Genomic DNA, 26816 nt, shown 5'->3' on the forward strand with positions numbered 1-26816 from the left:
ATTTGGATGGTTCGCTGGTTTAACATTCGATGAAGTTGGTCCTGGATCATTAAGTCTTGGAATGGGTACCACAGCTAACTTCACTGATGATGATGACGAATACTACGTTTACGAAGCATCTTATGCTTATCCAATAAATGATGGCATGACTATCACACCTGGTATCTACACTGCAGAATCTTCTGCTGGTGATACAACTGGTGTAATTGTAAAAACATCATTTAGCTTCTAATAAAGTTAATTAGAAATTAAAACCTACACACACAAAAAAGACCTGTTTTATGCAGGTCTTTTTTTTTAAATTAAAATAATTTTATGGATATTTTTTAATTTGATATTTCAAATCACAGGTTATGCCACCAATTTTTAAGTGTTTAATTTGCAGGAAAGATATAGAAAGGTCAACTAAAACATTTTGGAAGAAGAAAGGACATTTATTATGTTCTACTTGCTTGGATGAGATAGAAAAAAAATCGAGTACAAAAAGAGATTAGTTTTAATGAGTGAAGACAAATGAGATTAAAGATTTGCTTGACAATAAAAAACCCTGCTATGTAGCAGGGCTTTAAAGTTCAAGCGAGTTTAAAAACTTGTTTTTAAAACCAACCAGGAATGATTTGACCTGTTGTTACATATGCACCAACAGCTGCTACGAAACCAAGCATAGCTGCCCAACCATTAAAACGTTCTGCTTCAGGAGTCATGATTTAATTGAATAATTTATATTAATGATTGTAACAGTAAATATGAAGGTTTGTAAAGCATTTTTTATTTTTTATTTGATCGTAATGAAAATCTAGGCTCTACGTAGAAATTAATTGCAGAAAGTGTTACATATTTGTATTAATGCTGGGTCTTAATTAATCATAAAACAATATTTTATTTTAATTATTGGGTTTTGAATGCAGTACTATAATTTTCAACAGATATTTAGAAGATTATTTGTTTCTTATATATTTTAAATTTTGCAGAAGGTGATATTGAGAATTATTTAAGTTATTTGAGCGATATATTTTAATTGTACCCTTACTAATTTTTCTAATTAACTCTTATTTGGTTAATTTATTAAATTGAGAAAACTAATTTCACAGATTTTTAAATAATTTATAGGTCATGAAATCTATGGATCAGTAGGATTTGTGTTTATAAAAAATTAGATATTTTGATTAAGAGATTTTAAAAATTGAACTCAATCTAAGGAATGTGGGTCGCCTGAGATTCGAACTCAGGACCAGCCGGTTAAAAGCCGGATGCTCTACCGCTGAGCTAGCGACCCATTTTGTAAAATTGAGTACATATGAAATTATCCCTTTTAAAGGAAAAAAAAACAACTTTTTATTATAAGTTGAACAATAGAAAAATAATTCTTAACTTATGAAATAAAAAATTAAAAATTCTCTCTATATATTCATTTGGAAGGTAAGATATTTGTTATTAAACATGAATTTTTAAAATGCTTAGAACTATCGTTGTATTCGCGCCAATAATAGCCGCTTTAGCTTGGGTTGTATTTAACATCCAAAAACCAGCGAGAGAGCAATTCAATAGAGATTTTTTGGGTAAGGATTAATCCAATTTGATAGATAAAGAAGTAATTGTAATAGGAGCAGGTCTTGCAGGCTCTGAAGCAGCTTGGCAAGTAGCAAATTCTGGAGTGCCTGTTAAGCTTGTTGAAATGCGGCCCTACAAATCAACTCCAGCTCATCACACCAGCGAATTTGGTGAATTGGTTTGTAGTAACAGTTTTGGGGCGCTATCTTCAGATAGAGCTGCAGGTCTATTACAAAAAGAACTAAGATCCTTCAATTCTTTGATCGTTCAAACAGCAGATAAATTTGCTGTTCCAGCTGGAGGTGCATTGGCGGTTGATAGATCTAAATTTAGTAACGCTTTGACTAAAACTTTATCTGAACATCCCTTAATCGAAATTAAGAGATTTGAACAACTGGATCTCCCAAGTAGGGAAAATATTACTATCCTTGCAACTGGTCCATTAACTGCAGATGAGTTATTTAATAAAATCCAAGATTTTACAGGTATAGATGCCTGTCATTTCTTTGATGCCGCTAGTCCAATAATTTATGGTGATAGTATTGATCACGAGATAGTCTTTAAGGCTAGCAGATATGATAAAGGAGATCCGGCATACCTTAATTGCCCTATGAATAAAAATGAGTACCTCGATTTAAGAAACGAATTAATAGAAGGAGAACAAGCTAATTTAAAAGACTTTGAAAAAGAATCTGCTAATTTCTTTGAGGCTTGTTTACCAATAGAAGAAATCGCTAGAAGAGGAGTTGACACAATGAGGTATGGCCCCTTGAAATCCATCGGGTTGTGGGATCCAAAATGGGGAGATTTATTTGATAGGGAAAATAGATTAAAAAAAAGACCTCATGCAATTGTTCAACTAAGAAAAGAAGATTTAGAAGGTAAATTACTAAATATGGTAGGTTTTCAAACTAATCTGAAATGGTCAGAGCAAAAAAGAATATTTAGGATGATTCCTGGTTTGGAAAAAGCTGAATTTGTACGTTTTGGAGTTATGCATAGAAATACTTTTTTAGAGTCTCCCAAATTACTTAAGCCGACATTGCAATTTATGAAAAGAGAAAATCTTTTCGCTGCTGGTCAAATTACAGGTACGGAAGGTTATGCTGCAGCTACCGCAGGGGGGTTGCTTGCAGGAATAAATGCATCTTTGTTAGCTCTGGGTAAAAAACCAGTAAGTTTCCCAGCTGAATCAATGATTGGTTCTTTAATGAATTTCATAAGTAATAGAAATCAAATATTGTCTAATCAGAAAAAAAATAAATTCCAACCAATGCCTGCTTCATTTGGTTTAGTTCCAGAACTAACTTATAAAATAAATGATAAGAAATTAAGGTACAAAGCTTATCAAGAAAGATCTACAGTAGCCTTGAATAGTTTTAAAAAACTATTAAATGCTTGTTTTCAAAAAGATCGATTACTTATCAAAATTAACTAAAATAAATTATTAATAGATTTAAAAATGAAATTTAATAAAGGAAATTTCGATGCAATTATTATTGGCTCAGGGATAGGAGGATTAGTAACAGCATCACAATTAGCTTCTAAGGGGGCTAGAGTTTTAGTGCTTGAGAAGTATATTATCCCAGGAGGAAGCGGGGGGTCGTTTAAGAGAAAGGGTTATACTTTCGATGTAGGTGCTTCAATGATATTTGGATTCGGAGATAAAGGTTATACCAATTTGTTAACTCGAGCATTAAAAGATGTAAATGAAAAATGCGAAACTATCCCTGATCCGGTGCAACTGGAATATCACCTCCCTAATAATTTTAATATTTCTGTTGATAAAAATTATGAGCAATTTATAAGTAAGTTATCAGCTAGTTTTCCAAAAGAAAAGAAAGGGATTAAGAAATTCTACGATACTTGTGCAAGTGTGTTTAAATGTTTAGATTCAATGCCTCTTTTATCAATAGAAGATCCAAGTTATCTTTTTAAAGTTTTTTTAAAATCTCCATTATCATGTTTAGGGTTAGCCAGATGGTTGCCAGTAAATGTAGGAGATGTAGCCAGAAAGTTCATAAAAGACCCAGAACTTTTGAATTTTATAGATATCGAATGTTTTTGTTGGTCAGTAATGCCAGCTCTTAAAACTCCTATGATTAATGCTGGAATGGTTTTCACAGATAGACATGTTGGCGGTATTAATTATCCAAAAGGTGGAGTGGGAACCATCGCAGAGAAATTAGTTTCCGGTATCGAAAAATTAGGAAGCAAAGTCCGTTACAAAGCCAATGTGAAAGAAATACTTTTAAAAGATAAGAAAGCAGTAGGAGTAAAGCTTTCAAATGGGGAAGAAATTCATTCAGATATTATTATATCTAATTCCACTAGATGGGATACATTTGGGCTCAAAGATAAAAATAAAGGTTTAATCGCAAATCAAAAAGTACCAAAGAGTGAATACAAGTGGTCAGAGACATATAAACCTTCTCCTTCATTTGTTTCGATTCACCTTGGCGTAGAAAAAAACCTAATAAGTAATAACTTCAATTGTCATCATATAATTGTTGAAAATTGGGATAAATTAGAAAATGAGAAGGGGGTGATTTTCGTCTCTATACCTACGTTGCTTGATCCCTCCTTAGCTCCAGAAGGTAAACATATCTTACATGCCTTTACCCCTTCTTCAATGAGTGAATGGGAAGGTCTATCAAGACAAGAATATCTACAAAAAAAAGAAAAATACTTTTCATTTCTAGTTGAAAAGATTTCAGTTATTTTGCCTAATCTTAAACAAAATATTGATCATAAAGAAATTGGTACTCCAAAAACTCATAAAAAGTTTCTAGGAAGATATGAAGGTAGTTATGGACCAATTCCTAGTCAAAAGTTGCTTGGGCTTTTGCCAATGCCTTTTAATACTACAAAAATTAAGAACCTTTACTGCGTAGGGGATTCATGCTTCCCAGGGCAAGGTCTTAATGCCGTAGCCTTTAGTGGATACGCTTGTGCTCATAAAATAGGTGCAAAGTTAAATATAAATAGTCCTAAATTACCAGAATAAAAAAGGTTTTTTATAGATGATAGGAAAATTTAAAACTATGTTTTTTGTAAAAAGTTCCTTAATCTCGTTATATCTTGCGCTTACAATTCCATTACCGTTTATATCAATTGATAAATTACTAATTCCTTCTATAGTTTTATTTATTTTAGGTCTTTACTTAATTATCAATTTCACAAATGACTATGTTGAAACTTGCAAAGATAAAATTTCATATAGAACTAGCTTTATTTCTAAAATACTAGGCAGAAAAAATTGGGAGGTTCCTTGGAATGATATTAAGCTAATTAAATCTTTACCCACTAGTCAAGGGAGCAAAGTTTATTACTTTAATACTATTGCAGGTGATAATTTTCTTTTGCCACAGAGGCTAGAAAATTTTGAAAAATTTTTATTAATTATTTCCAAAAATACTGGAATTAATGTTGATGAAATTTCATATATATCACCTCTTTGGACCTATAAGTTATTGACTTTACTTTCAACAATGATGATTATTTGTGAACTTTTTGCTTTTCTAATTTAAATATTATCAATGCTAAATCTATAGCCTTGTTGTCTAACAGTAGTTATACCTCCACCTTCTCCTAAGCCTGCCTGTTCTAATTTTCTTCGTAATGTTAAGACCTGAGTATCGACAGATCTTGGTCCTCCACTAAAAGGAGGCCAGGCCATCCTTAGAAGCTCTTGTCGACTTCTTACCATGCCAGGAGGCATCAAAAGAGCACAAAGCAAAGCAAACTCTCTTGGGCTTAGTTCTACGGGCTTTTCACTAAGAGTTACTTGTCTTAGAAGAAGATGCACCTCTAGAGGTCCTACCTCAACCTTTTCCTGTAATCCTATCCTTCCCCTTTTTAAGAGAGTCCTACATCTTGCGGCTAGTTCTTCAAGTCCAAATGGTTTTCTTAGAACATCATCAGCTCCTTCGTCTAATAAATTTACTAAAGCCTCAACACCTGATCTTGCTGTAAGAACAATGACTGAAGACCCTAATTGCTGAGCTAATCTCATAGCAGTATTTTGATCCAAGATTTCTGCACTTACTAAAAGGTCAGGTGATTGTTCTCTACACAAATCAACTGCCTCTGCAGCTGATCCAACAGCTGCTGCAAGGTGACCATCTTGACGAAGTCTTTGTACAAGGACGGTTCTAAGTGTTGGGTGAGGTTCAACAACAAGAACTCTTGAAGGAGTTTGAGAGTTCGTTGGCAATTGTGAACTGCCAGGAGTTGAAGCTAAGATTTGCTCAGTTGATTGCATTCTTAATTACTGTTTGGCCAGGCAATTTTTTGTCATCCTTAATAAGGTATAACAAATGCAAAAAAAAAATCAGAATCTATCGAATTATGACATCATTTGAAAATCCTAATGCGATTCGCCATTTCCAATCAATTTGCGATAGTTGCCAAGACCTTGTAACTCGTTTTCATACGCCTTCTGATCTTAAATTATATAGTGATGGTTATCTCCAAGCCTTAAGGAATTGCAATAGTTTAGAGCAAAGAGATCAGCAGAAATTAGAGAGCTTAATAGAAAGATGGATCTTGGATCCATCAAGTTTTATTGATCCGGAAGGTGAAGGGAAAAAGGGTTTTTTTGATAAAAAAAGGATTTAAAATATTAATTTTTATTAACTAAATCAGTATTTATACTTACTAAATGTTTTAAGACGCTAATTCAATATCTATTTTTTCTTTTAATGATCCAGAATTGTACATTTCTATAAGAATGTCTGATCCACCAAGAAATTCACCTTTTAAATAAACTTGAGGAATAGTTGGCCAATCTGAATATTCTTTGATACCTTCTCGAACTTCAAAATCGCTTAAAACGTCAAAAGAACCAAATTGTACCCCTAAGGAATTAAGTATTTGAACTACATTGTTCGAGAAACCGCATTGAGGCATCAATTTAGTCCCCTTCATAAATACCATAACTGGATTGGAGTCAATCAGTTTTTGTATTTTGTCTTTTGTAAAGTTGTCCATAATTTAATCTGGGGTTCCTGTTTTTAATGCAAGAGCATGAATGGCCTCTGAGGCTAATTCCTCCTTTAATGCGGAGTAAACTAATTGATGTTGTTTAACTAATGATAATCCATTGAATTCGGATGCGATTACAGTTACTTGTAAATGATCGTTACCTTTAAGGTTTTCTACTGAAACTTGGGAACTGGGTAATTTTTTAGTAATTAAATTAATAACTTCTTTCTTTGTAATCATAATTTATTTTTATTAACCTTTATAAGTTGTTTCAACAAATCCTAGTTCTATTAATGTCTTATAAGCTTCTTTCCCTTCAGGACTACTAGGAGACATTATTCTAATGATTTCGATAAGTAAAGGTACAGCTACCTCAGGCTTTTTATTTTTGACATAAAGAGAGGCTAATCTTTCATTTGATTCTGCCAAAATTTGCAATGTCTCCTTACCTTTTTTTTGCATCTCATTTGGAATTCTTGCATCAACTCCTTTGAAGGCTGTATTTAAATCAGCATAAAACGATGCAAGTTGCTTTGCTAATTTTCTTGCATCAAGATAAGAATCTTTGGCTTTGTCAAAGTCGCCATTTTTTATAAAGAGATCTCCTTGACTTAAATAGTACTTTACGTTTGTTATTGAAAGATTTTTCCCGTTAGTTGTGAGTACTTTATATTCTTCTGGATTTTTAACTTCAGCATGAACTAAATTTTTATAAGGAAAATTTCCAAAAAATATATAAATGATTGGAATTAATTTTAAGAATTTCATATTCATATTAAATTTATTAAAAATAATACTAACTTATTGAGGATTCATCTACCCACATTATTTAAGGCTATCTTTTCCTCTTGGTTCATTTTTTTATTTAGTAATCGATTAAATTCCTTAACGTTGATGTCCAAATAATCATTCATCACTATAGGTTTGCCAAAAGATAAACAAAATTCATCTCTAAATTTTGGAGATATTTTGCTATACGCAATTCCAATTGGAATTACGATAATTGAGTCTGTTTTTTTTGCAGCTAATCTCGCTAATCTATATAACCCTTCTTTGAGAACTAATTTTTTTCCATATTTATTAATTTTCCCTTCGGGAAAAACAACCAATTGTTCTCCTTTTTCTATTAGATCAATCGCATATTTCATAGTTGAAAGAGATGGAGATAATTGATTTATTGAAAAACATCCCAGCCTTTTTAAAAACCAACCTTGTATCCCCTTCATTTCCGATTTAGTAACCATAAATCTACAATCCTTTTTGGTTACCCTCCTACCCATTGCCATTGTGAGTACTAAGCCATCCCACCTTGATCTATGAGTTGGAGCCAAAATAATGGAGGAATTTATGGGAATGGAAAAATCTTTATATAAAATTTTCTTTTTACTAAAAAAAAATCTTAAAACAATGTCCTGTGTAACAAACATTGCAATTAATCCCAATAAAGGATTAATTGTGTAGCAAATATCAACCGATTTGTTCTTCAAATTTTATTATCTATATATTAATAATTTAAGTGTTTGTAATTTTTTATTAGCTATTATTGGGCGGTTACTAGATTGTCTAGAAAGTAAGATTTTGAAATCATGACTACTTTAGGAGTTAACATTGATCATATTGCCAATGTAAGGCAAGCAAGAAAAACTATAGAGCCAGATCCTGTACAATTTGCTTTCTTAGCAGAATTAGGAGGAGCGGACTCTATTACAGTTCATTTAAGGGAAGATAGAAGACATATACAAGATAGAGATGTATTCCTTTTGAAAGAAACTATAAAAACAAAACTCAATCTAGAGATGGCTGCAACACCAGAAATGTTAGAAATTGCTAAAAAACTTCTTCCAGATTATGTTACTCTCGTCCCTGAGAAACGAGAGGAAGTTACTACTGAAGGTGGGTTAGATGTGAAAAATAATGTTGAATTTCTTAAGGATTTTGTTGAGAATTTAGGTGATTCGAATATAGAAGTAAGTGCATTTATTGATCCCCTTAGTGATATGATCAATTATTCCAAAGAAATTGGGTTTAAATTTATAGAATTACATACTGGTAAATATGCTGAATTATCTGGTAATGATCAATATAAAGAGCTGCAAAGGATTAAAGAGTCTACACATTTAGCAAATGACCTTGGATTAGTTGTTAATGCTGGTCACGGACTTAATTACAATAATGTTAAAAAAATTGCATCAATTAACAATATGAACGAGTTAAACATAGGTCATAGTATTGTTGCAAGGGCTTTAGCAATAGGATTAGAAAAGTCTGTACGTGAAATGAAGTCCCTTATTACATCAAATTAAATCACAAATGACTACATATTTTTTTATCGCGGCAAGTGAAAAGTTTTTAACAGTTGAAGAACCAATTGAGGAAATTTTGAAAGAGAGGATGAGAAACTATAAAGAAAATAATAAAGAAATAGATTTCTGGCTTTTAAAAAATCCGTTATTTTTGCAAACCACCCAATTTGTTGATCTAAAAGCAAAGATTCCATCCCCACCAGCAGCTATTTTATCGACGGATAAAAAATTTATAACTTTCTTGAAGCTGCGTTTAGAATTTGTTGCTGTTGGGGAATTCGAATTTCCTAATGCAGAAATAACTGATCCATTTAAAGTTGAGTAATATAACCAACAAGTAAATTGCTCAATCTATATAAGTCCAACAAAATTGAAGTAATTAGTGGGCTATTGGCAGAAGAATTGAAAATATCTCCTCCTCTCATAACTGAGAATTTAGAAATAGCTGTTCCTAATTATTTTTTGGGCAAGTGGTTGAATGAACAAGTAACTATAAAAAATGAAATAAGTGCTCTTTATGAATTTAAGACTATATCAAGTTACACCGAATCATTATTGACAAATTTTTTCCCAGGAATTGATATGGGTCTATGGAATTTTGAGTCAATTAAATGGGGCATTATTGATTCATTAGAAGAATTAAATAGCTTTAAAGAATCATTTCCGCTTAGAAATTGGCTTAATAAATATTTGGATAATAAAAAGACAATTGATGGAGACCTATATAATCTGACAAAAAAGATCACGAATAATTTTATTAATTATTTAATTTTTAGACCTGAAATGATTTCTGAATGGAATAGATCTGAAATTAATTCACGAAATCTATTTAAGAATTTAAATTCAGATCAGTTTTGGCAACCTATTTTATATAAATTATTAGAAAAAAAGATATCTGAAAAGCCTTCATGTTTATACATGATTGAAGTAATAAAGAATTTAAGAAAAATTAAAAACCTTCAAATTAAATTACCAAATCAAATTTATATTATTTCAGATAATAATTTATCCAAACTGCATATTAATTTTTATTCAGAACTTTCAAAATTTACTAAGGTAAATTTATACTTATTATCTGCAGGAGATGATTTTTGGAATAGAGTTAATTGTCTTGAAGGCGAGTTGGAATTTGATAATTATGAAAGTAAATCTAATTCAAACAATTTAAAAATAGAGAATATATTTGGCAAATTTGGAGCAAATTTTCAGAAATTAATTGAGGAAAATATTTATAAAGAAGGTATAAATTTAAAAAATAATTTAATATATATTGATCCAACAATTAATTTTCATGAGAAGAAAGATATTCCTCTTCTTAATCAAATACAAAAAAGACTAATTGATAATAATAACAATGATTTTATAATAAATAAAAGTGATGATTCAATATTACTTTGTGAGCATTTTAATCAGAATAGTCAATTAGAATACATAAGAAATAAAATTATAGAAATAATAAATTCGTGCGAGAATATTAAATATAGTGATATTGCTGTTTTATCTCCACAAACTAATCAAATCAAGCCTTATCTAAGGTATATCTTTAATAATGAATTAATTAATGGTGAGAAGATACCTTATTTTTTTATTGATAATAATAATTATGATTCTCCAGACATTTATAAATTTTTAATTGATATTACTGAAATAGCAAATGAGAAAATTACACTTGAAAAAATAGATTATATTCTTTCAAAAAAAGTAACTCAGAATATTTTTGATTTTGATAGTTCTGAGAAGGATGAAATTATTTTTTTACTTACCCAAGTAGGTTTTCATTGGGGATTAGATGCTAATGAAAGATTAGGCGAAGAAAAAAATACTTTGGAGTGGTGTATAAATAGAATTACTTTAGGCCTGATTTATGAAAAAGAAGTCAATTTGGGTACTTTTAATTTAAAACCATTTAGCTTAAAAAATATAAGTTTAGATTTGAATAAATGGGTTAAATTATTACTTGATTTTAAAAAATATATTAATTTGCTAAGAGGATCTTTTTCTTACGCAAGTTGGGTTGAAAAGATAAAGTTTATATTAAAAAGCATTGCTGATTCTAATGCAAATTTTAATTTAGAGATAAGTGAAATAAATAGAATTCTTGATAATCACTTAATATCTTTAATACCTGATGATCTTATTTTGTTAAATGTTTTTAGAGAGATATTAATTTCTTGCATAAATAAAGCTAGATATCAAAGTAAATCACGTATCAACAAGATCCTTGTAAGTGATATTGAAAATTCCAGACATATTCCACATAAGGTTATCTTCTTAATAGATATGAATAGTGTTTATTATCCAAAATTATCAAAGAATGAAAATATTAATTTATTAAATAATAAATATCATCTTGGCGATCCATCAGTTTTTGAAAGAGAGAAATATATATTTCTTGAGTTGTTAATTTCTTGTAGAGATAAATTTATAGTTACTTGGGTAAAGAATGATAAAAACAATAAAAAATTAGATGTTTCTTTCCCTATAAAAGAGTTAATTTCTTTTTTTGATAGTTTTTTAAAACAAGCCGAAAGAGATCTAATAATTAAATATTTTGATTTAAATAAAAAAGAAATAATTGATCTTGATAGCTCTGAGATAATTAAAAGTAATTATTCTTTAGTAGAAGATATAGATTGGCATCAAAAAAAATCTGATATTAAAAATTTTAAATTATCAGAACTGATTTATTGGTTCAAGACTCCACAAAAATATTGGCTAAATAAAAAAAATATTTCTCCTAAGGAAATATTTATTCATCATCCAGATGAGGAGTATGTAAGTAATCTTCAGAAGTCGCAACTTATTACAAAAATAATGCAGGAATTAGAGATTGATAACCATAATGTTATTGATGATTTAAAAAATTTGAATATTAATGCTCAGTTGATTGAAAATGGTATTATTATGCCCAAAAATAGTATTTTTATAAAAGAAAAAGAAATCAAAGATTTATTAGAAAGTCTATCTATAAGTTTGAGTCAATATAAAAAGATTAATAGAATTTATGTTAAATCAAATGCAAATAAAGAAGAATATTTCATCGCTGATGACACAGTAATTGAATTAATTCATTCGAAACTAAGTTTAAGTCGTTTGACAGAGGCATGGATAAAATCACTCTTCATTTCTTCTTTAAAACAAAATATAAAAAAGACTAAAGTAATTTTTAGAACAGAAAATTATTATAAATCGCAAATTATTCAATCACCCGGATCAATTGCTTCAAAATTAATTTTGGAGGAATACATAAATATTTTTAATAATTATTCTGAAAAATGTTTTCCTCTTCCTCCAGAAAGTGCTTATAAATATGTAGAAGCAAAAATAAAATCAAAAAATGAGAAAAAAGCTTTTATGGATAGATGGATTGGCAATAAATCTTTTTCGAAAGGTGAAAGAGATAATATCGAGATGAAATTATGTTTTGGAAATGAAAAAGAACCAGATTTCTTTTTGAGAAATAATAATTTTGATAAATTATCTTTCAGATTATATGGTCCTCTTATTAATGCATTAAAGAAATAAATAATGAATAAATTTCAGTTAAAAATTTTTTTAAAGGCTGTTTATGAAATAATTCTTGTTTTTTTACAGTTCTTTATTATTTTTCTACATTTTTTTCAATGGGAATTTATTCCACAAAAACAAATAATTCAAGTTAGTACTTTATCTTATTTAGTAGGTTTTTTAATTATCATAATGGCTTTCATAATATTGTTAGTTGCAATTAAAGACTTAGGTACAAATTTATCCCCTTTCCCAAGACCTATAAATAATAGCAATCTTGTAACTTCAGGTATTTATCGATTTACACGACATCCTATGTACTATTCTTTAATATTAATTTCCTTTGGAGTTTTTATAACCAAGCTATCTATTTATTATTTATTTTTATCAATAAGTCTGGTTTTAATAATTAAATTTAAGATTGTTTTAGAAGAGAAATATTTAAACAATAAATTTAAGAATTACTTACTTTATAAAAATAAGGTCAAAAATTAATTCAATAAAGATATGGATATTAATCAAATTAATTTAGATAACAAATTTAAATTAGTAGAAGCAAGTGCCGGAACTGGCAAAAGTTTCACTTTGGCTCACCTAGTTTTAAGAAATGTTTTGGAGAAAAAAATTAAACCAGATGAGATACTCTTATTAAGTTTTACAAAAAATACGTGTTCTGAATTAAGAGATAAAATAATTTTGAGATTTCAAGATTTAAAATTATATTTGCAAAATAATGATGAAAGTAAGATAGATAATACCCTTAAGGATTGGTATCTAAAATTTGAGGAAAATGAAAAATCTAAGAAAAAAATTATATCCGAAATTGATAATTTTGTTAATGAAATTTACAAGTTACAAGTAACTACATTCCATTCTTTTTGCAAAAATATTATTGATGAATATAGTATTGAAATAGGTGTAACTCAAGATCCATATATTGAGAATAATATAGATAGTTTATATAAAGATGTAATAGATAATTTGTGGATTGATGATTTTCTGAATCTTAATCATGAGATTATTTCTGCAGTTAATAAAAAAAAAATAAGTTCTAGATTTGGAAGTAGGATCAATAAGTCATTTTTTGTTGAAATATTAAAAAATATAGATCAAGAAAATATCTGTAAATTTCAAATAAATAATAAATATAAGATTATTGATTTAAATAATTATTTTAATGAATTTTTTTATTTAAATTGGAACGAATTTTGTGATGAATGGAATAAGAAAGGTGAGGAATTATTTCTACAACTCATAGAGTTGGGAAAATTAATTAAGATGAATGGTGGCAAAAGTCAAATATATGCAGCAAATCCAAGAAATAATAAGTTTAATCAAATAATTTGTTGGATTGAAGAGATTAATAAAAGGCTTAATTCTAAAAATATGATTGATTTTATATATGATATTTCTAAAGATGATCTTCTATCTAAATATTTTTACAATGAAAATATATCTAAAGAAATTAATAAACATAATCTAAAATTAGATTTTAGTAAATTTAATTTATTACAAGATAAAATTTATAATATAAAAGAAGGTTTTTATACCGAATTTGTAAGAATATTTACTCAATTAGCTTATATAAAATTAATTGACTTAAAGAAAAGTTTTTCTATTTTCAACTTCAATGATCTTATAAAGACAGTAGAAAATACATTTTTAGATTCAGAAATTAGTAATAGTATTACTCTATCTAAAATTCAAAAAAGATTTAAATGTGTCCTAGTAGATGAGTTTCAAGATACAGATTATACTCAGTGGAATTTAATAAAAAAGTTCTTTAATACAAAAAATCATTTTTTACTTTGTGTAGGTGATCCAAAACAAGCGATCTACAAATTTAGAGGTGGAGATATTGAAACTTACTTAGATGCAAGATCTAATGCAATCGATGTTTTTAGTCTTACAGATAACTATAGATCCTCAAAAAAGTTAATCGATGTTCTTAATGAACTTTATAAGAATGGACTTAAACAATCAAACCTAAACTATAGGAAATTAAGATCTAGAATTAATGAAGATATTAATACTAAATTTAAATTTAAAAATGTATTTGAAATTGTAGAATTTTCAAAAAAAGAGACTGATATAGAAGATCTGGTAACTCATTATATAGTTAACTTTATTTTAAATAATAAAGAAATTGCTATTAATAAAATTGCGATTCTTACATTAAATAATTCGCAATGCTTAGATTTTAAAAAAAAATTAAATCAGTTTAACCTGCCATGCAAAATTCAAAATAAACAAAATATTTTTGATACAGAAGCAAGTTATCTACTATTTTTATTCATTGAATGTTTATTAAATCCGAGGTTTTTAAAAAATATAACTTTGCTTGCTACTTCAAAGTTTATAGAAATAGAATTAGAAGAATTATGTGATGATGGTATAAGTAATAATTTAGAAATCTTAATTAATAAATGCATTACTTGGTCACAGGAACTAAGAGAAAAAGGTTTCTTAAACATTGTTAATGAACTCCTTATAAATTACAAGTCATCCTCGATTATTCAAGATTCAGATTTAAATTCAAATTTATTCCAACTTTCAGAAATTGTTGAAATAGAATTAATAAATAATGATTATAATATCAATAAAGTTTTCAACTGGTATAAAAATCAGCTAGATCATATTTTAAGAATTTGTACTGGAGAAGAATTTTTAACGAAAGATTATAATCTTCAAAATGGAATAAATCTTTCTACCATTCATAGTAGTAAGGGCCTCGAATTTGATGTTGTACTATGTCCATATCTCTCAACTATTTCGAATAAGTCAAACAAAATTAAAGGACCTATTTGGAAATCAAATATTGATAGAAACATATATATTAATATTTCGAATAATTACGCAAAGGTTGAAAAATTTAAATTAATAGAAGAGGAAGATTTATTTAAAGAGAGTGAGAGGTTAATTTATGTAGCACTTACAAGGAGCAAATATAAACTTATTGTTTTTAATGATTTAGAAGATACAAATAATATTTTAAATAATGATTTACTAAATAATTTAGAAAATATCAATATTTATAAGTCTACTTTTGAAGTCAGAATAGAAAAAGAGAAAATAAAAGAAATTTTTGCTAAGTTCCAAATCAACCGATTGAATAATAAGCTTTGGATAATTGATAACTTTAATAAAAAAATATCTAAAGAATTTAATTCTGATCAATTTATTTCTTATTCAAGTTATTCTTCTTGGATAAGTAAAGATAAAAATATTGATCTAGTCATTAATCAATATAAGGATTATGAAGATAATATATCAATTATCGAAGAGTCTAATCTTAGGAAATCAGAGAATTATCCTAATTATTTTTCTTATCCAAATCCCTTAAGTGAATTTCCTAAAGGAACTATTGCCGGGACTTGCCTGCACAAAATAATAGAAAGATTTAAATTTGGAAACGACAATAGTCAAGAATTAATTGATTTAATTATTGAGGAATTGAACTTTCATCAAATCGATACTTCTTTAGCTTTTAAAGTAAAAGATGCGATTTTAAGAATTATAAATATACCTTTAGGAAGTGAATTAAAAAATAAGAAACTAGTTGATATTCCAAATGAAAACTTAATTAAGGAGCTTAAATATGATTTAACTCTATCTTATGAAGGTAGAAATATTAATTCTAATGATATATCAAAATGCTTTTTTTTAGATCAGGAATATGAATTTGGTGAAGAATATGCAGACAAAATAAATGATCTTCAAATTTTGAATAAAGGCTTTCATTCAGGATGTATTGATTGTGTTTTCCCTTTAGGTAATAAATTAGAAGATAGTAAATGGTGGGTAATTGATTGGAAAAGTAATTTTATTTCTGGCAGTGATAATAGTGATTGTTTACCAAGAAACTATAACTATGAAAATATGAGAAATGAAATGATTAAACATCATTATCCATTGCAATCTCATCTTTATTTATTAGCATTGCATAGATTATTAAAGTGGCGACTTAAAAATTATCAACCACATAAACATCTAGGAGGATATATTTATTTTTTTTTAAAGGGATTGCCAGATTTTGAATTATTTGAAAAATCTAAGTCAAAAGATATATCTCCAGGTATTTTTGTTGGCAAAGCACCTTTAAAGAGAATTAATTATTTGGATAACCTTTTTTAAAATGACTAAAACCACTACTGATATTCAAAAGTTCCAATATGATCATGTATTTACTTTAATCTTAGATATTTTCAAATTCAACAAAAAAAAATATGGAAATTTCGTAAAAGATGTAATAAGAATTTTATTAGAGTTTGAAAAAAATGGTGAAACTATTATTGATGTTGATAATAGTTTAATAATCTTTGAATTATTAGAAGATGGCTGGCCCAATAAACATATAGATGTTCTTAAAAAAATAGGCTTGATAGGTTCCCTTAATTCGCCATTCGTATTAGTAAATAGAAAACTATCCCTATCAAAATGGTCAAAAAAGATAGAGAAAGTTGTTAATTCATTTTTAAAAAAAATAGATACCGATAATTTAATGAACTCTATAATTTATAAAGATGATAATAAAATTAATCATATTAAAAATATATTTAAATATTCAAATTTAGTTTTCCTTCAAGGAGGACCAGGCACGGGTAAAACTACTTTAATAATAAAATTAGTTCTAGAACTTCTTCGAATTGATAACTTTTTAAATATTGGGTTGTCTGCTCCAACAGGTAAAGCTACAGCTCGTCTAAAAGAAGCTCTTAATGATAAAAAAAATATTTCCTTTAGCAAATTTCTAGATCAAATAGAATTTCAAACTTTACATAGATGGATTTTAAATTCTCAAAATAAATCTCTTAAGTTGAAATTTAAACTAAAAGAGCTTGATATTTTCATAATTGATGAAATGTCAATGGTTAATATAGATTTGATTGAATCAGTTTTAAATTTGCTACCAAAGGATTGTAAAATCATTTTAGTTGGTGATAAAAATCAATTGTCTCCAGTAAATAACTGTTCTATCTGGAATTATTTGTTTGAATATGGTGAAAATAGTTCAATTAAATCTTGTGTAGTAAATTTAGAAAAAACTTATAGAAATATTGGAGATATAGCGTTAATTAGTAGCTTAATATTTAATAATGATTATTCTATACTTAATCAAAAGATAAAAGAATTAGAAAAAGATAATAATTCAAAAGAAATTACTATTTCAAAAAGTAGAGAAAAAGATATTCCAAAAGATCTATTTTTATCAATTACAAGTCATCTAGAACAGTTAAATCTTTCAACTTCAAATTTAAGTAAAAAAAAATATATATTTAATGAGGGTATTGATAATTTATTGCTTAATGAAAAAGATTTAGTAGATAAGATATTTCTGGATTTACAAAGCCACTTGATTTTATGCGAAAAAAATTCCGGAATATGGAGTGTTGAATATTTGAATGAAATTGTTTTTGGTCAAAAAAAACCATATGACCTTAAAACTCTTAACGAGGGTGTTCCGATTATGTGTACAAAAAATAATAATGAACTTGGATTGTCAAATGGGGATATCGGAGTACTTATAGGTTTCAAAAATAAAAGAAAATATCTTTTTAGAAAATTTAATGATAATAACGAAGAAATTGTCGTATTAATTGATCCATCTAATTTAGAAAATGTTGTGCCAGCAATAGCCATTACTATTCATAAATCTCAAGGAAGCGAATCTGAAAAAGTAAGCATTTTGTGGTCACAAAAGTATAGAAGAAATCAATACGCTTTAAAAGAAAAAAAAGATAATGAAAATATCTTTTGCAGAGATAATTTTGAAAGAAGGTTATTTTATACTGCTGTTACAAGAGCGAAAAAATTTCTAGATATTTATTATTTAAATTAAATTTTTTTTTGAGAAATTAGTAAGATCTTGACCACAAGATGTTAGATTAATAACTCGGCTCTGTAAGGCTAGTCAACAATTTAAGTCAATTTAGATATTTGTTGAATGCCTAATCAGAAGATTATTAGGCATTTAAAATGGCTTTAAAAAAAGATAGAAACTCGCTTGATAGTGAGCAGGAAAAATCTCAGAATGAAGATAACTCCCCGCTTGAGTTAAAAAACTTAGAGAATAAAAAAGAAATTGAATCTAAACCATTGCAAGTATCAAAAGGTAATGATAATGCGAATGGATTTCTTGATTTTGGATTTAATCAATCAATCTTAAATTCATTAAGAAATAAAGGATATAAGAATCCAACTCCCATACAAAAAGCTGCAATTCCTGAACTAATGTTAGGCAGAGATTTACTAGGCCAAGCCCAAACAGGAACAGGAAAGACTGCAGCTTTCGCATTACCATTAATAGAAAAACTTGCAGATAATAAAGAATTAAATGCCAAGGTTTTAGTTATGACTCCTACAAGAGAATTAGCAACTCAAGTGGCAGAATCTTTTAAAAGTTATAGTTCTGAATCTAGTAATTTTAAGACGGTTGCAATATATGGAGGAACCGACTATAGAAATCAAATTTCTGCATTGAAAAGAAAAGTTGACGTAGTAGTTGGGACCCCTGGCCGAATAATGGATCATATAAGACAGGGGACTTTTAAAATTAAAGATATAAATTGTCTTGTTTTAGATGAGGCAGATGAAATGTTAAATATGGGTTTTCTTGAAGATATTGAATGGATAATAGATCAACTTCCGGAAAATAAGCAGATGGTATTGTTTTCAGCAACAATACCTAGTGAGATAAGAAATATAGCAAAAAAATATCTAAATGATCCCGCCGAAATATTAATCAAAAGTGTCAAAAAAGAAACCCAATTAATTTCGCAGAAATTTCTGTATGTACAAAGGCATCATAAGTTAGATGCTTTAAAAAGAATATTAGAACTTAATAACGAGGGAGTAATTATTTTTGTGAGGACAAAACTACTTACTACTTCAATAGCTGAAGCTTTAGAGAATTCTGGTCATACTGTGGCAGTACTTAATGGAGATATACCTCAAAATCAAAGAGAAAATACTGTAGATAGATTAAAAAAAGGATTTATTAATATCCTTGTTGCTACCGATGTCGCAGCTAGAGGATTAGATGTTGAGAGGATAAAACTTGTTGTTAATTACGATTTTCCTTTTGATAAGGAAACATATACTCATAGAATTGGAAGAACTGGAAGGGCAGGCAGATCAGGAGAAGCAATTTTATTCGTTAATCAAAGAGAAAAACATTTTCTGCGGAATTTAGAAAACTCAACAAGAACTAAGATTGAAGAAATTAACATACCAAGTAATGAAATAATAAACAATAAGAGGATGGACAAACTTATAGAGAATGTTAATGAGAGTTCTTTAGCTAAAGATGAAAATGAAGAAAATAAAGCTTTGATTGTTGATGTACTAGATAATTTAAAAGAAAAATACTCTATGGACGACTCAAATATTGCAATGGCGGCGATAAATTTAGTTATAGGTAATAAATCATTTTTTGTAAATGAAGATGATTCTTGGATTAATAAACAAAATCATACTGATCGAATTAGATCAAATAGAAATAGTAATAATCGTATGAGAAATTCAAATAGAAGAAATAATTATCAAAATGATTCTTTTGAAACCTACAAATTTAACTTTGGTAAATTTGATGGGGTTAGAGTTGCAAATATTATATCCTCAATCTGTAATTCAACTAATATAAATGGAAGATCCATAGGTAAGATACAGATTTTTAATGATTACAGTTTGGTAGATTTACCTAGAGATCTGCATAGAGAAACTAAGAATAAATTAAAAAAAATTAAAGTCAGAAACTAGGTATAGATAATGAAAGCTAGCAAATATAAATTCTTTATTTTTGTGAATCTGATAATCTTATTCAACTCTTTTAATAGTTATTTTTTAGCTCAAACGAAACAAAATTCAATTATAAAATTATTTTGTCTCCAGAGTGTCAAAGAGGAGATGATTAGAGCAGAAATGGTATATAGTGAAGAAATTGCGAATGAAACTTGTGATTGTTACTACGAAGAATTTACACAAACTGCAAGTCATCAAGACGCAAAAACAAAATGTAAATTAGAAACTAAAGAAAATTTAAATAATAATAGAAAAATTTAATTGTTATTCTATGAGGTCTAAGAACAATCAAAATCCAATAATTAGACTTTATTTAAATCTTATTGAAGAAAGAAGGTTACTATTTTTTGCTTTTCTTAGTTCCATAATTAATAAAATATTAGATTTAGCTCCTCCTGTAATAATTGGTCTTGCAGTTGATATCGTTGTAAATGAACAGAATTCATGGATTGCTGGTTTTGGGATTAAAGAAGTTCCAGCACAATTAATTTTTCTTGCATTTGCTTCAGGAATAGTTTGGTCTGGTGAATCCTCCTTTGAATATCTGTATTCGATTTTATGGAGAAATTTGGCTCAGCTATCGCAACATAAATTAAGAATAAGAGCTTATGAGCATATCCAGGAATTAGATATGGATTTTTTTGAAAATGATAATACTGGAAGGCTATTATCTATTTTGAATGATGATATAAATCAACTCGAGAGATTTTTAGACCAAGGGGCTAATCAGATTATTCAGTTATTTATAACGGTCTTAATGATTGGGGGCACTATGATTTTTGTCGCTCCTAAAATTGCTTTATTTGCATTCTTTCCTATTCCAATCATATTTTTAGGGTCAATTAAATTTCAAAGGAAGCTTGCTCCAAAATATAGAGATGTTAGAAATAAAGCTGGACTTCTGGCATCAAGACTTAATAATAATTTAAGTGGAATTCTAACGATAAAAAGTTTTACTAAAGAAAAATGGGAACTAAATAGATTAAATAAAGAAAGTCTCGATTATCAAAAAAGTAATAAGGCTGCAATAAAATTATCTTCTGCTTTTATCCCTCTTATAAGATTTGCAATCTTATTTGCATTTATAGCGATTCTATTAATTGGTGGTTTCCAAACTTGGAATAAGACGCTTGATGTAGGAACTTATAGTTTTTTAGTCTTTATTACTCAAAGACTATTATGGCCTTTAACTACTTTGGGGCATGTTTTAGATGATTTTCAGAGATCTATGGCTTCAATTGATAGAGTAATTGATCTAATAGATACGCCTATAAAAATAAAAGATGGAAAAATAAAAATTGAACCTAAAGATATCAAAGGAGAGATTATTTTTAATAATATAAATTTTAATTATCCTGGACGAGATTTAACTTTAAAAAACATAAATTTTAAAATTGAAAACAACTCAACATTAGGAATTGTTGGTTTAACAGGTTCTGGGAAAAGTACAATAATAAAACTACTCCTTAGGATTTATGACAGTAAAAATGGGTCAATAACCTTGGATGGAATTTCTATTAAAGAAATAAATTTGAGAGATTTAAGAAAGTGTATATCTTTAGTAAGTCAAGAAACTTATTTATTTCATGGTAGTGTACAAGAAAATATTGCTTATGGATCAATTAACCCTAGTTTAAAAAACATCATTAAAGCTTCAAAGATTGCGGAAGCTCATAAATTCATTGAACAATTACCAGATGGCTATAAAACTATAGTAGGTGAAAGGGGGCAAAGGCTTTCAGGCGGTCAACGTCAAAGAATTGCTTTAGCTCGAGCCGTTTTAAAGGATGCTCCAATATTGATATTAGATGAGGCTACAGCCTCAGTCGATAATGAAACAGAGGCTTTAATTCAAAAATCATTATCTAAAATCACAAAAGAAAGAACCACTATAGTGATAGCTCATAGATTAAGCACTATAAAAAATGCGGATAATATCATAGTTATTGATAAGGGTAAAATGGTTGAAAGTGGAAAACATGAAAATCTATTGGTTCAGAACGGAATATATGCAGAATTATGGAATGTTCAAGTAGGTATTTAGTATGAAATTTATAAAACTATATTAGGAAGTTAAATGATTCAATTACATTACTAAAAATTCCATCAACTTTATTCCATCTCTCTTCATTTGTTCCTACAGCAAAAGTATAAAGTGTTCCTCTATCAATTACGACAGTAGCTAGTTCGTGTCTGGCCTGTTCATTTAAATTTAGTTGGTACTCTAAATCATAAAAAATATGATTAGATGCCTCCCTCTTATTAGAATTTATAAGTTTTACATCTCTGCCTGAACCTTTGGGAGCAATGACTTTATCAATTAATGTTTGACCTACTTCACTTGGGCTTCCCAGTTGCTCTAGTTGAACTTCTTTATTTACATCAGAAATTACTAAACTTAATGTCTCATTACTATTGATTAAATCATGATAAATAATTTCAGGTCCTCCATCGACTTTTACTCTGGTCCATCCTGTTGGATATAAAAAGGCATATCTTCCATCAGGGCTTTGATAAGCTTCTAATCCTGCATTGAGACCTCCACTACAAGCGCTAAGTGTTAAACATAAAAAAATCAAAAATAAATATTTAAAAGGATTAAATTTGATATTTTTCATTTTGTTTGAAATTACTAACTAAAAACATAATAAGACATTAAAAGCAAACAATTATGGCAATTCAGGATTTTGCGTCTAAATTATTTCTAGAAATAGTTTAATTTTGATTACCTTTACAAAACCGCTTTCAAAATTAATTGGTCATTTTGAGAAATTCCCAGGGATTGGTCCAAGAACTGCTCAAAGGTTAGCTTTATTTATTTTAAAACAACCTGAAAGCACAATAAGGGATTTTTCAAAGGCTCTGTTAGAAGCTCACAGTAATGTTGGCCGTTGTAAAAAATGCTTCAATTTGACTTCAGAAGATGAATGTGAAATTTGTAGAAATACTGAAAGAAATCAAAATCTAATCTGCGTAGTAGCAGAAACCAAAGATTTGCTTGCTTTGGAGCGCGCCAGAGAATTTAAAGGTGTTTACCATGTTATTGGCGGTTTAATATCCCCAATGGATTCTGTTGGCCCCGAACTCTTAGAAATAAGAAGCTTGGTAGAAAGAGTTAGTAAGTCTGAAATAGATGAGATCATATTGGCATTAACCCCAAGTGTTGAAGGAGATACAACAAGTCTTTATATTGGAAAATTGTTAGCCCCTTTTACTAAAGTCACGAGGATTGCATATGGGCTCCCAATGGGCAGTGAACTTGAATATGTGGATGAAGTTACACTCGCAAGGGCCTTAGAAGGCAGAACAAAACTAAATTAGACAATGCGAGACAATAATCTAATCAAGAAAGAAAAAATCTTAAGACTTCCCTCTTGGATCAAATTTCCTATTAGTAAAGCTTCAGAATTCGAAAAAATACAGACACTCATCAAAAAATCAAATATTCATACTATTTGTGAAGAAGCAAGATGTCCAAATAGAGCAGAATGTTATGCCTCAGGAACAGCCACCTTCTTACTGGGTGGATCAATATGTTCTCGTTCATGTGCTTTTTGTCAGGTAAATAAAGGTAGACCTAGTTCTATCAATATTGATGAATGTACTCAAGTCGCTGAAGCAGTAAAAGTACTAAATTTGAAATATGTTGTTTTGACATCTGTAGCTAGAGACGATCTCCCTGATCATGGTGCAAATTTATTTATATCTACAATTGATGAGATTAGAAAAATTGATTCAACAATTAAAATTGAAGTTTTAACTCCTGATTTATGGGGTGGAGGCAAAAATCTTGATGAAACAAATAACCTTCAGACTGAGAGATTGAAGATGATTTTAGAAAAAGATCCAATATGCTTTAATCATAATCTTGAAACTGTTGAAAGACTGCAAAAAGAAGTAAGGAGGGGTGCAAATTACAAAAAATCCCTTAGTTTACTAAAAAAGTCAAAGGATATTGCCCCTCATATTCAAACTAAATCAGGCATTATGTTAGGACTTGGGGAAACATTAGATGAAATAAAAAATACAATTTTTGATCTTAAAAAAATAGATTGTGATCAAATTACAATTGGCCAATATTTAAGGCCTTCATTCAATCATTTAGCAGTTAAGAAATATTGGGATCCATCAGAGTTTGAATATTTATATCGCTTCTCTAAGGAATTAGGATTCAAAAAAGTATCTTCTGGGCCTTTAGTTAGAAGTAGTTATCACGCGGGTTAACTTTCTTCAATAAAAGAGAGTTTTTTTTCAAGTTTTTTCAATATGGAAATACATTCCCCGTTCATAAGTGTACCTGCACCTCCCCAAACCAATCTTAATAAAAGATCTACTGGGCTAGAACCAACTTCTTTAACAATTTTGAATCCTATTAACTTGAAATATCTTACAAGTTTTTTACTATATCCTTCACTATCAAAAATAGCTAAAAGTCTTACTTTGTTGCTTGATTTTTTTTCAATTGCCCAAGCCATAGTTGTTGCCCATATTAATTCCGAAACAAAAGCAGGAGATTTACTAAGGATTCTTAATGTATCAAGCTGAATACCTTGTTTATGTAAATAAGTCCAACCTTTCAATTCGGCCCAAATTTTAATTATGTTATCTTTTTGTTCTGCTATAACGATTCTAAAGAAACATAATCCGAGAGTTTCTCTGACTTGAATTTTAATTAATAATCCAATGGTAACCGCTAATTTTTCTAATTCTTCAACTTTCATGATTTTGAAAATTAGTCCTTATAAATTTTATGATTTTCCACTTTTAATCTATCGATTTGTTTTTGTCTTTCTTCAAACCTTTTTCTATCATCATCACTGAATTGGTCTATGCAGAAATGACATTGGATACCCTTTCTATATTCTTTTCTTTCTTGATCTTGAATTGAAACTGGCATTCCACATGCATGACAAATTGAGTAGGAGCCTTTTTCTAATTCTTGATCTAAAGCAACTCTTTTATCAAAAACATAACACTCACCTTCAAATAAGCTTTTCTCTTTTGGTATATCATGAAGGTATTGGAGGATGCCCCCTTGTAGGTGATAAATATTTTTATAACCTTTCTTTTTCAGCAAACTAGTAGCTTTTTCACATCTTATGCCTCCTGTACAAAACATTGCTATGTTTGGAGACTGTTTCTTTTCTATATGGGTATCTAGATGATCATCTACCCACTTGGGGAATTCGCTAAAGTTTCTTGTATTTGGGTTTATAGAGTTATGAAATGTACCTATAGAAACCTCATAATGATTTCTAGTATCAATGACTATTGTATTTTGATTTTTAATTAACTTATTCCAATCAGCTGAGTCAATATAAGTCCCATTTTTTTCTGAAGGGTTTATTTCAGAAACACCCATGGTAACTATTTCTTTCTTGATTTTTATTTTTAATTTTTTGAAGACTTTCTTTTTTGAAAAATTTACTTTCATATTTAAATTTCTATTATCTGTATATTTATTAATTAAATTGATAACAATATCAATGACATTTTTCTCAGCACAAATAGTTCCATTAATACCCTCGCTCGCAAAAATTAATAGACCTGAAAGATCGGTTTCATTTTCGATTTCTAATAATTTATTTTTTAGATCAATAATTAAGTTTTCTTGAAATGGGAAGAAAGAGTAAAGAGAAACTATTTTATAATTTTTGCCTTTCATAAAGAAGATAATGTTTTTTCACGAGTTTCAAAAGCTCTGTTAAATGATACTCCTACCTCTTTAAGGAGTTTTCTGTCTGATTGAAAAGATGGATTTGAAGTTGTGAGTAACTCATCTCCATAAAAAATTGAATTTGCCCCACATTGAAAACATAAAATTTGGGCTTCTTTTGAAAGCTTTTCTCGCCCTGCACTTAATCTTATTTTACTTTTAGGCATAAGAATTCTTGCTGTAGCTATCATCCGTATCATTTCAATAGAATCAATTTCTTGATTATCTTCCAAACCAGTACCTTCAATAGCTACTAATGAGTTTATAGGAACACTTTCAGGGTGTGGATTCATGTTTGAAAGCACTTTCAAAAGAGATGCTCTATCGCCATTAGTTTCCCCCAAACCTATTATCCCTCCACAACAAACATTTATTCCTGCATTCCTTACTCTTTTGATAGTATCTAGTCTGTCTTGATAAGTTCTTGTCGTAATAATATTTTTATAATGCTCAGGACTAGTATCAAGATTGTGGTTATACGCGGTTAAACCTGCATCAGCCAGTCTGCAGGCTTGTTCTTCTGTAAGCATTCCAGCAGTAACGCATGCTTCCATCCCTAATTCTCTTACACCGCTAACCATCTCTAACATTGCATTAAAAGATTTCCCATCTCTAATTTCTCTCCACGCCCAACCCATACAAAACCTATCTGCGCCCTCATTTTTTGCTATTTGAGCTCTTGCTAAAACCTCTTCAACTTGAAATTGTGGATGGCTTTTGATTTCGCTTGCACTATAAATTGATTGGCTACAGTACGAACAATTTTCCTCACATCCACCAGTTTTTACGCTGAACAATGAGGCTAATTGAATGTCGTATTTGTTAAATTTCCTGTGAATGGTTTGTGATTCCCACATCAAATCAATAAGAGGCATATTAAGTATTTTCAATATCTCCTCTTTATCCCAATCAAACCTAATTTCTTTTAATAACTGATTATTTGAATTAGCCAT

General features: G+C 28.9%; 26 protein-coding genes, 1 tRNA gene and 1 pseudogene. 17 read left to right on the top strand and 11 right to left on the bottom strand.

What is annotated here, in order from left to right; genetic code table 11:
* Positions 1 to 232 (top strand): annotated as a pseudogene (locus EU95_RS10000) (porin); the annotation flags it as partial.
* 364 nt (positions 233 to 596) lie between these two features.
* Here the strand turns inward: EU95_RS10000 and EU95_RS0109100 are convergent.
* Both EU95_RS0109100 and EU95_RS02570 read right to left on the bottom strand, forming a co-directional pair.
* Complete coding sequence (locus EU95_RS0109100; protein ID WP_011132751.1) at positions 597 to 704, bottom strand: high light inducible protein; 108 nt, start codon at positions 702 to 704, stop codon at positions 597 to 599.
* Positions 705 to 1204: 500 nt separating this feature from the next.
* Positions 1205 to 1276 (bottom strand) — tRNA-Lys (locus tag EU95_RS02570).
* 177 nt (positions 1277 to 1453) lie between these two features.
* Here EU95_RS02570 and EU95_RS02565 point away from each other — a divergent pair.
* Genes EU95_RS02565 through EU95_RS02550 form a run of 4 tightly spaced genes read left to right on the top strand, consistent with a single transcriptional unit; the run spans position 1454 to position 5081 of the window.
* Positions 1454 to 1570: a photosystem II protein Y gene (locus tag EU95_RS02565; protein WP_002807463.1), complete on the top strand. Its 117-nt coding sequence runs from the start codon at positions 1454 to 1456 to the stop codon at positions 1568 to 1570.
* A 6-nt stretch (positions 1571 to 1576) separates the two neighbouring features.
* Entirely contained in the window at positions 1577 to 2989 is a 1413-nt protein-coding gene (gene trmFO, locus EU95_RS02560; RefSeq protein ID WP_032522577.1) for a methylenetetrahydrofolate--tRNA-(uracil(54)-C(5))-methyltransferase (FADH(2)-oxidizing) TrmFO, read from the top strand.
* 24 nt (positions 2990 to 3013) lie between these two features.
* Entirely contained in the window at positions 3014 to 4558 is a 1545-nt protein-coding gene (crtH, locus tag EU95_RS02555; protein WP_032522578.1) for a carotenoid isomerase, read from the top strand.
* Positions 4559 to 4574: 16 nt separating this feature from the next.
* Positions 4575 to 5081 (top strand): hypothetical protein, encoded by a 507-nt coding sequence (locus EU95_RS02550; RefSeq protein ID WP_032522579.1) that lies wholly within the window; start codon positions 4575 to 4577, stop codon positions 5079 to 5081.
* Here the strand turns inward: EU95_RS02550 and EU95_RS02545 are convergent.
* Positions 5078 to 5815, bottom strand: a complete 738-nt coding sequence (locus tag EU95_RS02545; protein ID WP_032522580.1) for a response regulator transcription factor — start codon at positions 5813 to 5815, stop codon at positions 5078 to 5080. The two genes, EU95_RS02550 and EU95_RS02545, sit on opposite strands and share 4 nt — an antisense overlap.
* Positions 5816 to 5901: 86 nt before the next feature.
* Here EU95_RS02545 and EU95_RS02540 point away from each other — a divergent pair, with 86 nt between their 5' ends.
* A complete protein-coding gene (locus EU95_RS02540) occupies positions 5902 to 6171 on the top strand; it encodes a DUF6761 family protein (protein ID WP_032522655.1) in 270 nt (89 codons plus the stop codon).
* Between the two features lie 48 nt (positions 6172 to 6219).
* On the opposite strand, the gene grxD is transcribed toward EU95_RS02540, so the two are convergent.
* Genes grxD through EU95_RS0109105 form a run of 4 tightly spaced genes read right to left on the bottom strand, consistent with a single transcriptional unit; the run spans position 6220 to position 7964 of the window.
* A complete protein-coding gene (gene grxD, locus EU95_RS02535) occupies positions 6220 to 6543 on the bottom strand; it encodes a Grx4 family monothiol glutaredoxin (protein ID WP_032522581.1) in 324 nt (107 codons plus the stop codon).
* Positions 6544 to 6546: 3 nt separating this feature from the next.
* The gene (locus tag EU95_RS02530; RefSeq protein ID WP_032522582.1) at positions 6547 to 6777 is read right to left on the bottom strand and encodes a BolA family protein; all 231 of its coding nucleotides are present in this window, start codon (positions 6775 to 6777) and stop codon (positions 6547 to 6549) included.
* Between the two features lie 12 nt (positions 6778 to 6789).
* The gene (locus EU95_RS02525; protein ID WP_032522583.1) at positions 6790 to 7305 is read right to left on the bottom strand and encodes a hypothetical protein; all 516 of its coding nucleotides are present in this window, start codon (positions 7303 to 7305) and stop codon (positions 6790 to 6792) included.
* 44 nt (positions 7306 to 7349) lie between these two features.
* Positions 7350 to 7964, bottom strand: a complete 615-nt coding sequence (locus EU95_RS0109105) for a lysophospholipid acyltransferase family protein (protein WP_032522656.1) — start codon at positions 7962 to 7964, stop codon at positions 7350 to 7352.
* A gap of 159 nt (positions 7965 to 8123) precedes the next feature.
* On the opposite strand from EU95_RS0109105, the gene EU95_RS0109110 reads away from it, so the two are divergent.
* From EU95_RS0109110 to EU95_RS02490, 9 genes are all read left to right on the top strand, one after another.
* Positions 8124 to 8840 (top strand): pyridoxine 5'-phosphate synthase, encoded by a 717-nt coding sequence (locus EU95_RS0109110; RefSeq protein ID WP_032522584.1) that lies wholly within the window; start codon positions 8124 to 8126, stop codon positions 8838 to 8840.
* 7 nt (positions 8841 to 8847) lie between these two features.
* Positions 8848 to 9165, top strand: a complete 318-nt coding sequence (locus tag EU95_RS02520; RefSeq protein WP_032522585.1) for an MgPME-cyclase complex family protein — start codon at positions 8848 to 8850, stop codon at positions 9163 to 9165.
* Between the two features lie 65 nt (positions 9166 to 9230).
* Complete coding sequence (locus EU95_RS02515; protein ID WP_241466733.1) at positions 9231 to 12365, top strand: exodeoxyribonuclease V subunit gamma; 3135 nt, start codon at positions 9231 to 9233, stop codon at positions 12363 to 12365.
* Positions 12366 to 12368: 3 nt separating this feature from the next.
* Positions 12369 to 12842 (top strand): methyltransferase family protein, encoded by a 474-nt coding sequence (locus EU95_RS10290; protein WP_032522587.1) that lies wholly within the window; start codon positions 12369 to 12371, stop codon positions 12840 to 12842.
* A 12-nt stretch (positions 12843 to 12854) separates the two neighbouring features.
* A complete protein-coding gene (locus EU95_RS02505; protein WP_032522588.1) occupies positions 12855 to 16481 on the top strand; it encodes a UvrD-helicase domain-containing protein in 3627 nt (1208 codons plus the stop codon).
* A gap of 1 nt (position 16482) precedes the next feature.
* On the top strand, positions 16483 to 18186 hold the full coding sequence (locus EU95_RS02500; protein ID WP_032522589.1) for an AAA family ATPase: 1704 nt from the start codon (positions 16483 to 16485) through the stop codon (positions 18184 to 18186).
* 137 nt (positions 18187 to 18323) lie between these two features.
* The gene (locus EU95_RS02495) at positions 18324 to 20105 is read left to right on the top strand and encodes a DEAD/DEAH box helicase (protein WP_032522590.1); all 1782 of its coding nucleotides are present in this window, start codon (positions 18324 to 18326) and stop codon (positions 20103 to 20105) included.
* A 147-nt stretch (positions 20106 to 20252) separates the two neighbouring features.
* Complete coding sequence (locus tag EU95_RS10170; RefSeq protein WP_241466734.1) at positions 20253 to 20408, top strand: hypothetical protein; 156 nt, start codon at positions 20253 to 20255, stop codon at positions 20406 to 20408.
* A 10-nt stretch (positions 20409 to 20418) separates the two neighbouring features.
* On the top strand, positions 20419 to 22191 hold the full coding sequence (locus tag EU95_RS02490; RefSeq protein WP_032522592.1) for an ABC transporter ATP-binding protein: 1773 nt from the start codon (positions 20419 to 20421) through the stop codon (positions 22189 to 22191).
* 16 nt (positions 22192 to 22207) lie between these two features.
* Here EU95_RS02490 and psbP read toward each other — a convergent pair whose 3' ends face one another.
* Entirely contained in the window at positions 22208 to 22765 is a 558-nt protein-coding gene (gene psbP, locus EU95_RS02485; protein WP_032522593.1) for a photosystem II reaction center PsbP, read from the bottom strand.
* Between the two features lie 103 nt (positions 22766 to 22868).
* Between psbP and recR the strand changes: the two genes are divergently transcribed.
* Together recR and lipA are read left to right on the top strand one after the other, a co-directional pair.
* Positions 22869 to 23468 (top strand): recombination mediator RecR, encoded by a 600-nt coding sequence (gene recR / locus EU95_RS02480; protein WP_032522594.1) that lies wholly within the window; start codon positions 22869 to 22871, stop codon positions 23466 to 23468.
* Positions 23469 to 23471: 3 nt separating this feature from the next.
* The gene (lipA, locus tag EU95_RS02475; protein WP_032522595.1) at positions 23472 to 24371 is read left to right on the top strand and encodes a lipoyl synthase; all 900 of its coding nucleotides are present in this window, start codon (positions 23472 to 23474) and stop codon (positions 24369 to 24371) included.
* Here lipA and EU95_RS02470 read toward each other — a convergent pair.
* The 3 genes from EU95_RS02470 to bioB are packed head-to-tail and all read right to left on the bottom strand — an operon-like array spanning position 24368 to position 26816.
* Positions 24368 to 24868, bottom strand: a complete 501-nt coding sequence (locus EU95_RS02470) for a hypothetical protein (protein ID WP_032522596.1) — start codon at positions 24866 to 24868, stop codon at positions 24368 to 24370. The two genes, lipA and EU95_RS02470, sit on opposite strands and share 4 nt — an antisense overlap.
* 11 nt (positions 24869 to 24879) lie before the next feature.
* Positions 24880 to 25812, bottom strand: a complete 933-nt coding sequence (locus EU95_RS02465; protein WP_032522597.1) for a rhodanese-related sulfurtransferase — start codon at positions 25810 to 25812, stop codon at positions 24880 to 24882.
* Complete coding sequence (gene bioB / locus EU95_RS02460; protein ID WP_032522598.1) at positions 25809 to 26816, bottom strand: biotin synthase BioB; 1008 nt, start codon at positions 26814 to 26816, stop codon at positions 25809 to 25811. The genes EU95_RS02465 and bioB overlap by 4 nt, the downstream gene beginning before the upstream one ends.

Source organism: Prochlorococcus marinus str. MIT 9201 (genome assembly GCF_000759955.1).
GTDB lineage: Bacteria > Cyanobacteriota > Cyanobacteriia > PCC-6307 > Cyanobiaceae > Prochlorococcus_A > Prochlorococcus_A marinus_G.